Below are 14,143 nucleotides of genomic sequence, written 5' to 3'. Positions count from 1 at the left end.
GGTGCCGAAGGTGTTGATCGAGATCGAGGTCGGCTGGGCCACGCCGATGGCGTAGGACACCTGAATCTCGCAGCGCTCGGCGAGGCCGGCGGCGACGATGTTCTTCGCCACATAACGACCGGCATAGGCCGCCGAACGGTCAACCTTGGACGGGTCCTTGCCGGAGAACGCACCGCCACCATGACGGGCCATGCCACCGTAGCTGTCGACGATGATCTTGCGCCCGGTCAGGCCGCAGTCGCCCACCGGGCCGCCGATGACGAAGTTACCGGTCGGGTTGATGTGGTACTGGGTGCCCTTGTGCAACAGTTCGGCCGGCAGGGCGTGCTTGATGATCAGCTCCATCACCGCTTCGCGCAGGTCGGGCAGCGAGATTTCCGGGTTGTGCTGGGTGGACAGCACCACGGCGTCGATGCCGACCACCTTGCCGTTCTCGTACTGGCAGGTGACCTGGGATTTCGCATCCGGGCGCAGCCACGGCAGCAGGCCGGACTTGCGTGCCTCGGCCTGGCGCTCGACCAGGGCATGGGAGAAACGGATCGGCGCCGGCATCAGCACGTCGGTTTCGTTGCTGGCGTAGCCAAACATCAGGCCCTGGTCGCCAGCGCCCTGGTCTTCCGGCTTGGCGCGGTCGACACCCTGGTTGATGTCCGGGGACTGCTTGCCAATGATGTTCATCACGCCGCAGGTGGCACCGTCGAAGCCAACGTCGGAGCTGGTGTAGCCGATGTCGCAGATCACATCGCGGACGATCTGTTCCAGGTCGACCCAGGCGCTGGTGGTAACTTCACCGGCGACGATGGCCACGCCGGTCTTCACCAGGGTTTCCACGGCCACGCGGGCGTGTTTGTCCTGGGCGATGATGGCGTCCAGCACCGCATCGGAAATCTGGTCGGCGATCTTGTCCGGGTGGCCTTCGGAGACGGACTCGGAGGTAAAGAGGGAGTATTCGCTCATCGTGCGGGTTCCTGTTGGTGACCGGTAATTGCAGCCCGTAGGCCATAAGTGAGTAAGGGTTTGGCGAAGTGCCGCACCTGAATCTGGAAGCCATTGCGCAAGCCTACATACAGGCTTTCGCAACTATTAAGGCCGGCGGCAGCGGCCCAGCGGGCCAGGTCGTCCTGCTCGAAGCCCAGCCACAGGTCGCCGCAGGCTTCGCGGGCCCAGCTCTGGTTATGGCTGCACAGCTCGGTGATCAGCAGGCTGCCACCGGGCTTTAGCCGCTGGGCAAGCTGTTTAAGCGCCTCGGCGGGGGCGGCGAAGTGGTGCAGGACCATATTCAGTACCAGGCAGTCGGCAGCCGGGTAGTCATCGTGCAGGGCGTCGGCCAGTTGCAACTGAACGTTGTGCAGGCCTTCTTCGGTGCAGCGCATGCGCGCCAGATCGAGCATCGCCGTGCTGTTATCCAGGGCCAGTACTTGCTGAAAGCGTCGCGCCAGCTCCGGCAAAAAACCACCGTCGCCGGGGCCGATCTCCACGGCGCTGGCGTCACTGGCAAAACCCAGGGAGTCGAGCAGGGCCAGTACGCTGTCGCGGTACTGCGGCAGGCCGGCGATCAGGTCCTGCTGCGCCTGAAAGCTCGCGGCGTTGCGCGCAAAAAATGCCTGGCTGGCGGCGGCGCGCTGGCTATGCACTTCGGTAATCCGTCCCTGCACCTCGGCCGGCAGCGGTAACTGGTCGACCTCTTCCAGCAGCGCAGCATGCAGGCGGCTACCCAGCTGCTCGCCTTGGGCCAGGGCGCGGCGGTAGAAAATTGCATTGCCTTCGCGGCGGGTGGCTACCAGTCCGGCCTGCGCCAGCACCTTGAGGTGGTGGCTGATACCGGATTGGCCGGTGGCGAAAATCTGCGCCAGCTCCAGAACGCCGAAGGAGTCGTTGGCCAGGGCGCGCAGAATATTCAGGCGCAAGCCGTCGCCGCTGGCCTTGCACAGGGCGGCGAGGGCATCGACCGGCTCGAAGGCCAGGTGGGAGGCGCGCATATTCATAGGTTGGGCAGTCTAGTCGGTCACTTTTTATCCAGCAAGAGCAATATCAAAAAGTTTTGATATTGCTCTTGCTGGCGCTCAGGCCAGAAAACCTTGGCGGTGCGACTATCTGTCATTGCCCCGACAGGCCCCGCTGGGCGAAAATGGCCGCCTTTTTCGACCCCCAGTTGCCCAAGCAGCCCGTAGGAGATTCAGTAATGCCCAGCCGTCGTGAGCGAGCCAATGCCATTCGTGCCCTGAGCATGGATGCCGTGCAGAAAGCCAACAGCGGCCATCCCGGTGCCCCGATGGGTATGGCGGATATCGCTGAAGTGCTGTGGCGCGACTACCTCAAGCACAACCCGAGCAACCCCAGCTTCGCCGACCGTGACCGCTTTGTGCTGTCCAACGGTCACGGCTCGATGCTGATCTACTCGCTGCTGCACCTCACCGGCTATGACCTGGGCATCGACGACCTGAAAAACTTCCGCCAGCTGCACAGCCGCACCCCGGGCCACCCCGAATACGGCTACACCCCAGGCGTGGAAACCACCACCGGCCCGCTCGGTCAGGGTATTGCCAACGCCGTCGGTTTTGCCCTCGCCGAGAAAGTGTTGGGCGCGCAGTTCAACCGTGACGGTCACCAAGTCGTTGACCACTTCACCTACGCCTTCCTCGGCGACGGCTGCATGATGGAAGGCATCAGCCATGAAGTCTGCTCCCTGGCCGGCACCCTGGGCTTGGGCAAGCTGATCGCCTTCTACGATGACAACGGCATCTCCATCGACGGCGAGGTGCACGGCTGGTTTACCGACGACACGCCCAAGCGCTTCGAAGCCTATGGCTGGCAGGTGATTCGCAATGTCGACGGGCATGACGCCGACGAAATCAAGATCGCCATCGAGACCGCGCGCAAAACCAGCGACCGGCCGACCCTGATCTGCTGCAAGACCACCATCGGTTTCGGTTCGCCGAACAAGCAGGGCAAGGAAGAGTGCCACGGCGCGCCGCTGGGCAATGACGAAATCGCCCTGACCCGCGCCACCCTGGGCTGGAACCATGGCCCGTTCGAAATTCCCGCCGAGATCTATGCCGAGTGGGACGCCAAACAGGCCGGTGCCGCCGCCGAAGCCGAGTGGAACCAGCGTTTCGCCGCCTACGCTGCAGCCTACCCCGAGCTGGCCAGCGAGTTCACGCGCCGCATCAAGGGTGAGCTGCCGGCCGACTTCGCCGCCAAAGCCGCCGCCTATATCCAGGAAGTCGCCGAGAAGGGCGAAACCATCGCCAGCCGCAAGGCCAGCCAGAACGCGCTGAACGCCTTCGGCCCATTGCTGCCGGAATTCCTCGGCGGCTCGGCCGACTTGGCCGGTTCCAACCTGACCCTGTGGAAAGGCTGCAAGGGCGTGTCGGCTGACGACGCATCCGGCAACTATATGTTCTACGGCGTGCGCGAGTTCGGCATGAGCGCGATCATGAACGGCGTGGCCCTGCACGGCGGCTTCGTGCCGTACGGCGCGACCTTCCTGATCTTTATGGAATACGCGCGCAACGCCGTGCGCATGGCCGCGCTGATGAAGCAGCGTGTGCTGTTCGTGTTTACCCACGACTCCATCGGCCTCGGTGAAGACGGCCCGACCCACCAGCCCATCGAGCAGCTGGCCAGCCTGCGTGGCACGCCTAACCTCGATACCTGGCGTCCCTGCGACGCCGTGGAATCGGCGGTGGCGTGGAAATATGCGATTGAGCGCAACGATGGCCCATCCGCGCTGATCTTCAGCCGGCAGAACCTGCCGCACCAGGCCCGCAGTGCCCAGCAGTTGGCCGATGTGGCTCGCGGCGGCTATGTACTGAAGGACTGCGCTGGCGAGCCGGAGCTGATCCTGATCGCCACCGGTTCGGAAATCGGTCTGGCCATGCAGGCCGCCGCCAAGCTGAGCGAGCAGGGCCGCCAGGTGCGTGTGGTATCCATGCCGTCCACCAGCGTGTTCGATGCGCAGGACGCCGGCTACAAGCAGGCCGTGCTACCGCTGCAGGTCGGCGCGCGCATCGCCATCGAAGCCTCGCATGCCGACTACTGGTACAAGTATGTGGGGCTGGAAGGTCGCATTATCGGCATGACCACCTTCGGTGAGTCCGCCCCGGCCCCGGCGCTGTTCGAGGAGTTCGGCTTTACCGTGGAAAATATCCTGGAAACCGCGGCCGAGCTGCTGGACGCCTGACCCCGTAGGATGGCGTTGAGCTTTGCGATACCCATCAAGCAGCTGCGATGGGTATCGCAAAGCTCCAGCCATCCTACGATCGCTTCCCATCGAGATTGCCATGCCCAAGCGCCCCTACAGAATCGCTCTCAACGGCTACGGCCGCATCGGCCGCTGCGTGCTGCGCGCGTTGCATGAGCGCGGCGCGGGGGCGCAGCTGGAAATCGTCGCGCTGAACGACCTGGCCGACCAGGCCAGCATCGAATACCTGACCCGCTTCGACTCCACCCACGGGCGTTTTCCCGGTGAAGTGCGGGTCGACGGTGATTGCCTGCATATCAATGGCGACTGCGTGCAGGTGCTGCGCCAGGCGACGCCTGAAAGCGTCGACTGGGCCGCTCTGGATATCGACCTGCTGCTGGAATGCTCCGGTGCCTACCACAGCCGTGCAGACGGCGAGCGTTTCCTCGCTGCCGGCGCGCCGCGGGTGCTGTTCTCCCAGCCGATGTCCGGCGAGGCGGATATCGACGCCACGGTGGTTTACGGGGTCAATCAGGATTGCCTGACGGGCCACGAGCGACTGGTGTCCAATGCGTCCTGCACCACCAACTGCGGCGTGCCGTTGCTTAAGTTGCTGAATGAGGCCGTGGGGCTGGAGTACGTCTCCATCACCACCATCCACTCGGCGATGAACGATCAGCCGGTGATCGATGCCTACCACCATGAAGACCTGCGCCGTACGCGTTCGGCCTTCCAGTCGGTGATTCCGGTATCCACCGGCCTGGCTCGCGGTATCGAACGCCTCTTGCCGGAGCTAAGCGGGCGTATTCAGGCCAAGGCCATTCGCGTACCGACGGTCAACGTCTCGTGCCTGGATATCTGCCTGTTGACCAGCCGCGACACCAGTGCGGATGAGATCAACGCGGTGCTGCGCCAGGCGGCCGAGAGCGGCCCGCTCAAAGGCCTGCTGGCCTACACCGAACTGCCGCACGCCAGCTGTGATTTCAACCACGACCCGCATTCGGCCATCGTCGACGGCAGCCAGACCCGCGTGTCCGGCCCGCGTTTGGTGAATCTGCTGGCCTGGTTCGACAACGAGTGGGGCTTTGCCAACCGTATGCTCGATGTCGCCGAACACTTTCTTTTAATCGCCAATCCACAAGTGAGCGAGCTAGAGCGAGACAAGGCAAAAACAGGCGAAGAAGCGCAGTTTACGGGTAGTAAATGAGCATTCTGAGCCTGTTTTTAACGCCGTATCGCCGACGCGCAGCCGCTTGTGGTTTGGCGCAACCAGCCCCCGTGAAGGACTGATATATGACCGTTCTGAAGATGACCGACCTCGACCTCGCCGGTAAGCGCGTGCTGATCCGCGAAGACCTTAACGTGCCGGTAAAAGACGGCGTGGTGAAGAGCGACGCGCGCATCCTCGCCGCACTGCCGACCATCAAGCTGGCGCTGGAGAAGGGCGCGGCAGTCATGGTCTGCTCGCACCTGGGCCGCCCGAGCGAAGGCGAGTTCAGCGCAGAGAACAGCCTGGCTCCGGTGGCGGCCTACCTGAGCAAGGCGCTGGGCCGTGACGTACCGCTGGTGGCGGATTACCTGAACGGCGTTGAGCTCAAGGCCGGCGAAATCGTGCTGTTCGAGAACGTGCGCTTCAACAAGGGCGAGAAGAAAAACGCCGACGAGCTGGCCCAGCAATACGCCGCGCTGTGCGACGTATTCGTCATGGACGCCTTCGGCACCGCTCACCGCGCCGAGGGCTCGACCCATGGCGTGGCCAAGTTCGCCAAGGTGGCCTGTGCCGGCCCGCTGCTGGCGGCCGAACTGGAGGCACTGGGCAAGGCCCTGGGCGCGCCAGCCAAGCCGATGGCGGCAATCGTTGCCGGCTCCAAGGTGTCGACCAAGCTCGACGTACTGAACAGCCTCAGCCAGATCTGCGACCAGCTGATCGTCGGTGGCGGCATCGCCAACACCTTCCTCGCCGCCGCCGGTTTCCCGGTGGGCAAGTCGCTGTATGAAGCTGACCTGATCGACGTGGCCCGCGCCATCGCCGCCAAGGTCAGCGTGCCGTTGCCGGTCGATGTGGTGGTCGCCAAGGCCTTTGCCGAAGACGCCGAAGCCACGGTCAAGCTGGTTAGCGAAGTCGCGGACGACGATATGATCCTGGATATCGGCCCGCAGACCGCCGCGCAGTTCGCCGAGTTGCTGAAATCGTCGAAGACCATTCTGTGGAACGGTCCGGTCGGCGTGTTCGAGTTCGACCAGTTCGGCAACGGCACCCAGGTGCTGGCTCAGGCCATCGCCGAAAGCCCGGCCTTCTCCATCGCCGGCGGTGGCGACACCCTGGCGGCCATCGACAAATACGGTGTTGGCGCGCAGATCAGCTATATCTCCACCGGTGGCGGCGCGTTCCTCGAGTTTGTCGAGGGCAAGGTGTTGCCGGCGGTGGCAGTGCTGGAACAGCGCGCGAAGGCCTGAATCGCCCCGAATACTTGAATAGCGCCTGCCCCTGCGGCAGGCTTGCACGATTAACGAGCTCCACCGGGAGAAAGAACACCATGGCACTTATCAGCATGCGTCAGATGCTCGACCACGCCGCCGAATTCGGCTACGGCGTGCCGGCCTTCAACGTCAACAACCTCGAGCAGATGCGCGCGATCATGGAAGCGGCCGACAAGACCGATTCCCCGGTGATCGTCCAGGCTTCCGCCGGTGCGCGCAAATACGCCGGCGCGCCGTTTCTGCGCCACCTGATCCTGGCGGCGATCGAAGAATTCCCGCATATCCCGGTGTGCATGCACCAGGACCACGGCACCAGCCCGGACGTGTGCCAGCGCTCGATTCAGCTGGGCTTCAGCTCGGTGATGATGGACGGCTCGCTTAAGGAAGACGGCAAGACCCCGGCCGACTATGACTATAACGTCGCCGTCACCCGCCAGACCGTCGCCTTTGCCCACGCCTGCGGTGTGTCGGTTGAAGGTGAGCTGGGTTGCCTGGGCAGCCTGGAAACCGGCATGGCCGGCGAAGAAGACGGCGTCGGCGCCGAAGGCGTGCTCGATCACAGCCAGATGCTCACCGACCCGGAAGAAGCCGCTGACTTCGTCAAGCAGACCCAGGTCGATGCTTTGGCCATCGCCATCGGCACCAGCCACGGCGCGTACAAGTTCACCAAGCCGCCCACCGGGGACATTCTCGCCATCGACCGCATCAAGGCGATCCATGCGCGCATCCCCAACACTCACCTGGTGATGCACGGTTCTTCCTCGGTGCCGCAAGAGTGGCTGGCGATCATCAACCAGTACGGCGGCGACATCAAAGAAACCTACGGCGTGCCGGTCGAAGAAATCGTCGAAGGCATCAAGTACGGCGTGCGCAAGGTCAATATCGACACCGACCTGCGTCTGGCGTCCACCGGTGCCATGCGCCGCCTGATGGCGACCAACCCGAGCGAGTTCGACCCGCGCAAGTTCTTCGGCGCCACCGTGACTGCCATGCGTGATATCTGCATCGCCCGTTACGAAGCCTTCGGTACCGCCGGCAACGCCTCGAAGATCAAGCCGATCTCCCTCGAAGGCATGTTCCAGCGTTATGCCAAGGGTGAGCTGGCCGCCAAGGTTAATTAATTACGTTGCTGTACTGAGAGCCCCGCCGATGCGGGGCTTTTTGTTATTCGGGAGGGGCCATGATGAGGTTGAGCGCGCTGTTAGCCGTACTCACTGTATTGGCCGGTTGTGCGAGCCAGCCGCCGGTTAGCGAGCCGCCTGCACCCGTGGCTGTGGCGAGCGATCCGCAGCAATGCCTGACCCGTGCGGAGTGCACCACCAAAACCTCGCGCACGCTGCTGTTCGTCTTCGATTACGCCGCCGCCGGCGCGCCGCTGGTGCAGCGCGAGGGACGCTGGTTGTTTACTCCGGCCGATGCGCCGCTTGCCGACTGGCCAGCGTTGACAATCCGTCTGGCCGAGACCGAGCAAAGTGCCTTTGCCTTCGATGCGCAGTGCCGGGCACAGGCCTGTCGCCTGACGGTTGAGCAGCTGCTGCAGATTTATCGCAGCTACCTGGCGGACCAACCTTGCGTGTTCAGTGCGGCCTTGTGCCGTGTCGATTAGCGCTTGGGCTTTGCTCGGCAAGCAGGCCAGAATCACCGCCTGCCTCTGGGTGGGCCATTGGGCGAAAGCATCTTGCCGACCAGCATCGGGTGCGCCGGGGCCTGGGTATTGTTGAGGGCGATCAGCGGCTTGTGCAACGAGCAGGCGTTGCGAGCCGGGTTGCTCGTCTGAGCAGCATGCACTGCTTGTGCGGGTGGCTGCGCGGCATTCGGCTACTGGCAGGCAACTGCGCCTATCGCTCAGCGGCGTGTTTGGTAAAACCATGTAAAACACCGGCCGTATGGCGCGCGGTGCGCTGGTCCATACTCGGGCCACCGTCGTCTCTGGAACTCCGCGCGCATGCCGAGCAAATCCCGCACTTTGCTGTACTTCCTCCTGGCTGTTCTGCTGGCCAGTGTGATGGGCAGCGTATTGCAGACCCAGTTCAACCTGGCCAACCTGCAGGCCCTCGGCGCGCCGATGCCGCTTGGGGTGCGGGTGCAGACCACCTGCCTGGACCTGCTGGGCTTTAGCCCGACCTTCGCGGTGTTGGTGATCCTCGGTTTTAGCTTTGCCTTGCCGGCGGCGAGCCGGTTGGCGCGCGTGTGGCCGGCGGGGCGCTGGCTGTTGTTTGCCCTGGCCGGGGCACTGGCGGTGCTGGCGGCGATGGCGCTGGCCAATGCGCTGTTGCCGATGCCGACGCTGATCGGCGCCAACCGCAGCCTGGCAGGCACCCTCGGGCTGATGGCCTGCGGCAGCCTGGGCGCACTGTTATTTGCCGTGCTGGCGCGGCGGTCGCCGCCTGCGCAATCCTGATTTAGCCCTCTGTGAGTAAAAGGCCCGAACCATGTTGAATACTTCCCGCGTCCTGTTGTTACTGGGTCTGCTTGGCAGCAGCCTGGCGCACGCCATGGATTACCGCATCGAAACCGTGACCGGCGGCCTGGAGCATCCCTGGTCGCTGGCCTTTCTGCCGGATGGGCGCATGCTGGTGACCGAGCGGGTCGGCCGGCTGCGTATCATTGAGGCGGACGGCAGCCTCAATCCGCAGCCGGTCGGCGGGGTGCCCGAGGCCTTCGTCGCCGCCCAGGCCGGGCTGATGGAGGTGCTACTCGACCCCGAGTTCGCCAGCAATCAGCAGCTCTACCTGAGCTACGCCTACGGCACGGCGCAGGCCAACAATACGCGGCTGGCCAAGGCGCGCCTGGTCGATGGGCAGTTGCAGGATGTGCAGGTGTTATTCAGCGCGCTGCCGGCCAAGGCCGGGGCCGCGCATTACGGCGGGCGTATGGCCTGGCTGCCGGATAACAGCCTGGTGCTGACCCTGGGCGATGGTTTTGACCTGCGTGAGCAGGCCCAGAACCCGAGCAACCACCTGGGCAAGATCGTGCGCCTCAACCGTGACGGCAGCATTCCCAAGGACAACCCATTGCTAGGCCAGACCGGCGCTGCGCCGGAGATCTACAGCCTGGGCCATCGCAACGTGCAGGGCATCGTCTATGACAACCAGCTGCAGCGCCTGTACAGCCATGAGCACGGCCCCCGCGGTGGCGACGAGCTGAACCTGATCGAACCCGGCAATAACTATGGCTGGCCGCTGATCACCTTCGGTGTGGATTACAGCGGCGCGCAGATTTCGCCTTACACCGAGCTGCCCGGCCTGCAGCAACCGCTGTTGCAGTGGACGCCCTCGGTGGCGCCGTCGAGCCTGACCCAGTACCGCGGCGCACTGTTCCCGCAGTGGCAGGGCGACCTGTTCGCTGCCACCCTGGCCGAACGCAGCGTGCGCCGCATCCGCCTGCAGGATGGCAAGCTGGCCGGTGAAGACGTGCTGTTCGAGGAGCTGGATGAGCGTATTCGCGACGTGCGCGGCGGCCCGGATGGCGCGCTGTACCTGCTCACCGACAGCGCTGAGGGTCGGCTACTGCGAGTGCTGCCGAGCCAGTAGCCGCGCCGCCGAGTGGTGCTGAAAGCCGCACCCGGTGCGTGCGGCTTGCGGCATAATTCACGGCCTCACCGTGCCCATGCCATTTCGACCATGACCCCGCTTAAATACCTGCAAGGCTACCCGGTCCAGCTGCAAGACAAGATCCGTCAACTGATTGCCGAGCAGCGCCTGGGCGATTACCTGGCGCGCTCCTACAGTGGCAAGCATGCGATTCAGAGCGACAAGGCGTTGTACGCCTATATCCAGGGCCTTAAGCAGGAGCATCTGCGCAATGCCCCGGCCATCGACAAGGTGCTTTACGACAATCGCCTCGACCTGACCCACCGTGCCCTCGGCCTGCACACGGCGATCTCGCGGGTGCAGGGCGGCAAGCTCAAGGCGAAGAAGGAAATCCGCGTGGCCGCGCTGTTCCGCGAGGCCGCGCCGGAGTTTCTGCAGATGATCGTGGTGCACGAGCTGGCGCATTTAAAGGAGGCCGAGCACAACAAGGCCTTCTACAACCTCTGCGAATACATGCTGCCGGACTACCACCAGCTGGAATTCGACCTGCGGGTGTACCTGACCTGGCGCGAGCTGCCTGACGCGGTGTCGACAGGTTTTGAGGGCGAGCCTGGCATTTCGTAGGGTGGGTTGGCGACGCTAATACCGTGCAAAAACTCACCCGCGAAAGTGACGCGGCGCGTAACCCACCAGCCAGATGGAACGCGTTGCGCCGTTTTCCGAGTGGCGTGATGCTTGGCAATCCCCCCATGCGGCTAACCCACCCTACGGTAAGGCCCCGTGCCGGCTCTGCCGAAGAGCGGGGCGCTCAGCCCCGCAGCAGTAGGTTGAGCTGATCGACCACCTCGGCCCAGTCGGCGTCTTCGAGAATCTCTTCGCGCAGAAACCTGGCCTGAGCCGGGTTCCAGAATGTGGCATCGGCCAGTCGGCAGTCGGCGGTTAGCGGGGAGTGCTGCTGGATAAACCGCTCAATCGCAGCGGGGTCATGGTCTAGGCCGAGCTGTTTGAACAGGGCGGGTAGGTCGTGGGTCTGGGCGTGCATAAGGCCTCCTGGTTAGGCGAGTGTGCAGTGCTGGAGCGACTATCAAGTCATAGCAGCTTTCAGTCGACCGAGAGAATTTCCAACAGTTGCACGCCACTGGCCAGACGTAGGGTCACTTCGTCGCCAATCCTCTTGCCGAGCAGAATCTGCCCCAGCGGCGCTTGTGGGCCGATCACCTGCACGGTCTGGCCGTCCAGCTGCAGCTTCATCGCCGCGCCGTCCGGGCCGAGGAACAGGCATTGGCGGCGTTCTTGATCGTCGCTCAGGGCGATCAGCGCACCGAGTTGAATGCCCAGCTGTGGGTCAAAAGCGCGCAACACCAGCTGCTTCCAGTTCGCCAGGGTCTGGCGAATGGCGGCCGCGCGGCGTGCCTGCCCGGTGGCCAGGTAGGAGGCCTCCAGGCCGAGGGTGTCATATTTATTTTCGGCGATGTTTTCTTCGTGGGTCGCCGTTTCGTAGGCGGTCAGTGCCGCCTGCTGGGCCTGCAGCAGGTCATCTGCGAGGCGGGCGATTACCTGTTGCAGCAGTTCGCTTTTGTTCATGGCGGGCACTTTCTGGGCAGGCATGCAGGGTAGCGGAAAAGCGCCTGGCGGTTTAGCTGGGTGGTTTGAGCAGGTGCGCGGCCAGGGTGCGCAGCGGCCCGAGCTGGCGGCAGATCAGCGCCAGTTGGGTTTGCAGCAGGCGTTGTGGATCGTCCAGGTCGTCACTGAGTTGCTCAAGCTCGGCGGCCAGTTGTTCTTCGGCGTCACTGTGGATCGCCACCGGACGTTCCTCGTTGAGGCAGCTGGCGATCTCGTCCAGGCTGGCGGCTAGCTGGCTGGCGCTGGCCAGCAGCGGATTGGCGCTGCCGCTCAGGCGGGTTTCGCCACGGTGCGCGCCGAGCCCCGAGAGGTAACTCAAGAGGGTGTGCGAGAGCACCAGAAAGCGAAAGCCGATATCCGCTTCCTTACGAAAGTGCCCCGGTTCCATCAGCATATTGCCCAGGGTGGTAGACAGGGTGGCATCGGCGTTGTGCGCGTTGCGCCGCGCCAGGCGGTAAGCCAGGTCGTCGCGCTTGCCGCTGGCGTACTGGGCGATGATCTGCTGCAGGTAGCGGCTGTTGCAGCTCAGGGTATTGGCCAGTAGGCGATTCAGGCGGCGGCCCTGCCAGTCCGGCAGGATCAGCAGCACCGCTAAACCCGCGATCAGGCTGCCGAGCAGGGTGTCGACCAGGCGTGGAATAAACAGCCCGTAGCCATCGCCGACCTGGTTAAAGCAGAACAGCACCAGCAGGGTGATGGCGGCTGTGGCCAGGGTGTAGCGGCTGCTGCGCAGGGCGAAGAACACCACCCCGGCGACCACCGCGAACAGCGCCTGCACCAGCGGGTTGGGGAACAGGTCGAACAGCGCCCAGCCGAGCAGCAGGCCGAGTACCGTGCCGCTGATGCGCTGCACCAGCTTGAGCCGGGTCGCACCGTAGTTCGGTTGGCAGACGAACAGCGTGGTCAGCAGAATCCAGTAGCCCTGGGTCGGGTGAATCCAGTGCAACACGCCGTAACCGGCGGCGAGGGCGATGGACAGGCGCAGGGCGTGGCGAAACAGCAGCGAGGTTGGCGTCAGCTGCAGGCGCAGGCGCTCCCAGACATCCTTGAGTGACTGCGGCTCGCGGTCGAGCAGGCTACTGTCCTGCTGCTCCACCATGGCGTCGGGGTTGCTGGCGTTGCCCAGCAGCGTATCCAGGCTGCGCAGGTTGCCGGCCAGCGCGCCGAGCGAGCGTAGCAGGTGACGCCAGGCCGGGTTGCTCTGTACGCGCAGGTGTTCCAGGGAGTCGAGCAGGTCATTCAGCGCCTGGTGGCACAGTTCGCGGTATTCGAATGGCTGGCGCAGCTCGATGGCCTGGGCCAGGCGCTGACAGGCTTCGCCATGCAGGCGCAGCAGGCGTTGGCAGCGGAACAGCACATCGCTGTGGAAGAACGCTTCGGCCAGCTCGTTGTAGGGGGAGTGCGAGGAACTGGCGCGCTCGTGAATGTCCTGAGCGAGAAAATACAGCTTCAGGTAGCGGCTGACCTTCGGTCCCGGCCGGCCATTGCCGACCCGGTGCAGGATGATTTCCTTAGCCGCATTCAGCGCCGCCACCACCCGGCCATTCTGTTTGGCCAGGGCCAAGCGGCGCTCTGCTACATCCAGCTGGCGCAGCGGTTCGAACAGCGCCGCCTTGAGCTTGAGGTACTGGCCCAGCTCGCGAAACACTCGGGCCAGGCTGTGCTGCACCGGCTGGTTGGCGAACAGTGCATTCCAGATCACCGAGAGCAGGCCGTACCAGGCCGCACCCGCCACCAGCAGCAAGGGCTCCTGCCAGAGGCCGGCGCTGCCGCCGCGCTGCTCCACGCCGATCATGCTGTACACCGCGAGGATCAGGGTGGCCGAACCCAGGGTGGCATAGCGCTCGCCGAGTGCGCCGAGCATGCTCAGGGCAAAGCTGGCCAGGGCCAGGGCGCAGACGAACAGCCAGGGGTAAGGGAAGAGGAATTCCACCGCATAGGCCGCCACGCTGAAGCAACCGAGGGTCACCAGCAGCGCCACCACACGGCCCTGCCAGCTGTCGTCGGTTTCCGCCAGGGCGCTGGCGATCACCCCGAGGAACAGCGGGATCAGCGCCTGCATCCAGCCCTGCGCCCAGCACAGCAGCAACGCACCGCTGAGGGCGATAAACACCCGCAGGCTGTAGCTGAATTTGTCCTGGGCCCAGAGGCGCCGAAACGAGTGGCTGAGGGAGCTGGACGGCATGGCTTGGAGTCTTGTGCAGCGGGAATAACGAGCAGCCTAACGGACTCCGTGCGGCGGCGGCAGCCCCAACTGACGTCGCCAGGTAAATTTGGTCGCCAGGGGTCATGGTCTATCCTCTTAACAGGTGGCCGGATCGCT

The 14,143-nt window shown here is 64.2% G+C and carries 13 protein-coding genes; 8 read left to right on the top strand and 5 right to left on the bottom strand.

The window, feature by feature from the left end; genetic code table 11:
* On the bottom strand, positions 1 to 957 hold a 957-nt coding region (metK, locus tag WA145_RS16735), incomplete at its 3' end, for a methionine adenosyltransferase (RefSeq protein WP_422582648.1).
* Positions 954 to 1,985, bottom strand: a complete 1,032-nt coding sequence (locus tag WA145_RS16730; RefSeq protein WP_422582647.1) for an ArsR/SmtB family transcription factor — start codon at positions 1,983 to 1,985, stop codon at positions 954 to 956. The genes metK and WA145_RS16730, both read right to left, overlap by 4 nt.
* 197 nt (positions 1,986 to 2,182) lie before the next feature.
* On the opposite strand from WA145_RS16730, the gene tkt reads away from it, so the two are divergent.
* The 8 genes from tkt to WA145_RS16690 all read left to right on the top strand — a co-directional run bounded on the left by tkt (position 2,183) and on the right by WA145_RS16690 (position 10,821).
* Positions 2,183 to 4,183: a transketolase gene (gene tkt / locus WA145_RS16725; protein ID WP_422582646.1), complete on the top strand. Its 2,001-nt coding sequence runs from the start codon at positions 2,183 to 2,185 to the stop codon at positions 4,181 to 4,183.
* Between the two features lie 100 nt (positions 4,184 to 4,283).
* Entirely contained in the window at positions 4,284 to 5,390 is a 1,107-nt protein-coding gene (epd, locus tag WA145_RS16720) for an erythrose-4-phosphate dehydrogenase (RefSeq protein ID WP_422582645.1), read from the top strand.
* A gap of 86 nt (positions 5,391 to 5,476) precedes the next feature.
* Positions 5,477 to 6,640: a phosphoglycerate kinase gene (locus WA145_RS16715; protein ID WP_422582644.1), complete on the top strand. Its 1,164-nt coding sequence runs from the start codon at positions 5,477 to 5,479 to the stop codon at positions 6,638 to 6,640.
* An 80-nt stretch (positions 6,641 to 6,720) separates the two neighbouring features.
* Positions 6,721 to 7,785, top strand: coding sequence for a class II fructose-bisphosphate aldolase (gene fba / locus WA145_RS16710; protein ID WP_422582643.1), 1,065 nt, complete (start codon positions 6,721 to 6,723; stop codon positions 7,783 to 7,785).
* Positions 7,786 to 7,844: 59 nt separating this feature from the next.
* A complete protein-coding gene (locus WA145_RS16705; protein WP_422582642.1) occupies positions 7,845 to 8,270 on the top strand; it encodes a hypothetical protein in 426 nt (141 codons plus the stop codon).
* Between the two features lie 339 nt (positions 8,271 to 8,609).
* Complete coding sequence (locus tag WA145_RS16700) at positions 8,610 to 9,065, top strand: hypothetical protein (protein WP_422582641.1); 456 nt, start codon at positions 8,610 to 8,612, stop codon at positions 9,063 to 9,065.
* A gap of 31 nt (positions 9,066 to 9,096) precedes the next feature.
* Positions 9,097 to 10,197 carry a PQQ-dependent sugar dehydrogenase gene (locus tag WA145_RS16695; protein ID WP_422582640.1) on the top strand — a complete coding sequence of 367 codons (1,101 nt, stop codon included), beginning with the start codon at positions 9,097 to 9,099 and terminating at the stop codon, positions 10,195 to 10,197.
* A gap of 90 nt (positions 10,198 to 10,287) precedes the next feature.
* Positions 10,288 to 10,821 carry a M48 family metallopeptidase gene (locus WA145_RS16690; RefSeq protein ID WP_422582639.1) on the top strand — a complete coding sequence of 178 codons (534 nt, stop codon included), beginning with the start codon at positions 10,288 to 10,290 and terminating at the stop codon, positions 10,819 to 10,821.
* A 184-nt stretch (positions 10,822 to 11,005) separates the two neighbouring features.
* Here the strand turns inward: WA145_RS16690 and WA145_RS16685 are convergent, their stop codons facing one another.
* From WA145_RS16685 to yccS, 3 genes are read right to left on the bottom strand one after another with little or no spacing between them, the layout of a single operon-like run.
* On the bottom strand, positions 11,006 to 11,239 hold the full coding sequence (locus WA145_RS16685) for a DUF2789 domain-containing protein (RefSeq protein WP_422582638.1): 234 nt from the start codon (positions 11,237 to 11,239) through the stop codon (positions 11,006 to 11,008).
* Positions 11,240 to 11,298: 59 nt separating this feature from the next.
* Complete coding sequence (locus tag WA145_RS16680) at positions 11,299 to 11,781, bottom strand: GreA/GreB family elongation factor (protein WP_422582637.1); 483 nt, start codon at positions 11,779 to 11,781, stop codon at positions 11,299 to 11,301.
* A 52-nt stretch (positions 11,782 to 11,833) separates the two neighbouring features.
* On the bottom strand, positions 11,834 to 14,005 hold the full coding sequence (yccS, locus tag WA145_RS16675; RefSeq protein ID WP_422582636.1) for a YccS family putative transporter: 2,172 nt from the start codon (positions 14,003 to 14,005) through the stop codon (positions 11,834 to 11,836).
* Between the last annotated feature and the right edge of the window lie 138 nt (positions 14,006 to 14,143).

Source organism: Pseudomonas sp. (genome assembly GCF_049301935.1).
Lineage (GTDB): Bacteria > Pseudomonadota > Gammaproteobacteria > Pseudomonadales > Pseudomonadaceae > Aquipseudomonas.
The sequence above is the reverse complement of the archived record's forward strand: the minus strand, read 5'-3'. Positions and strand labels throughout refer to the sequence as shown.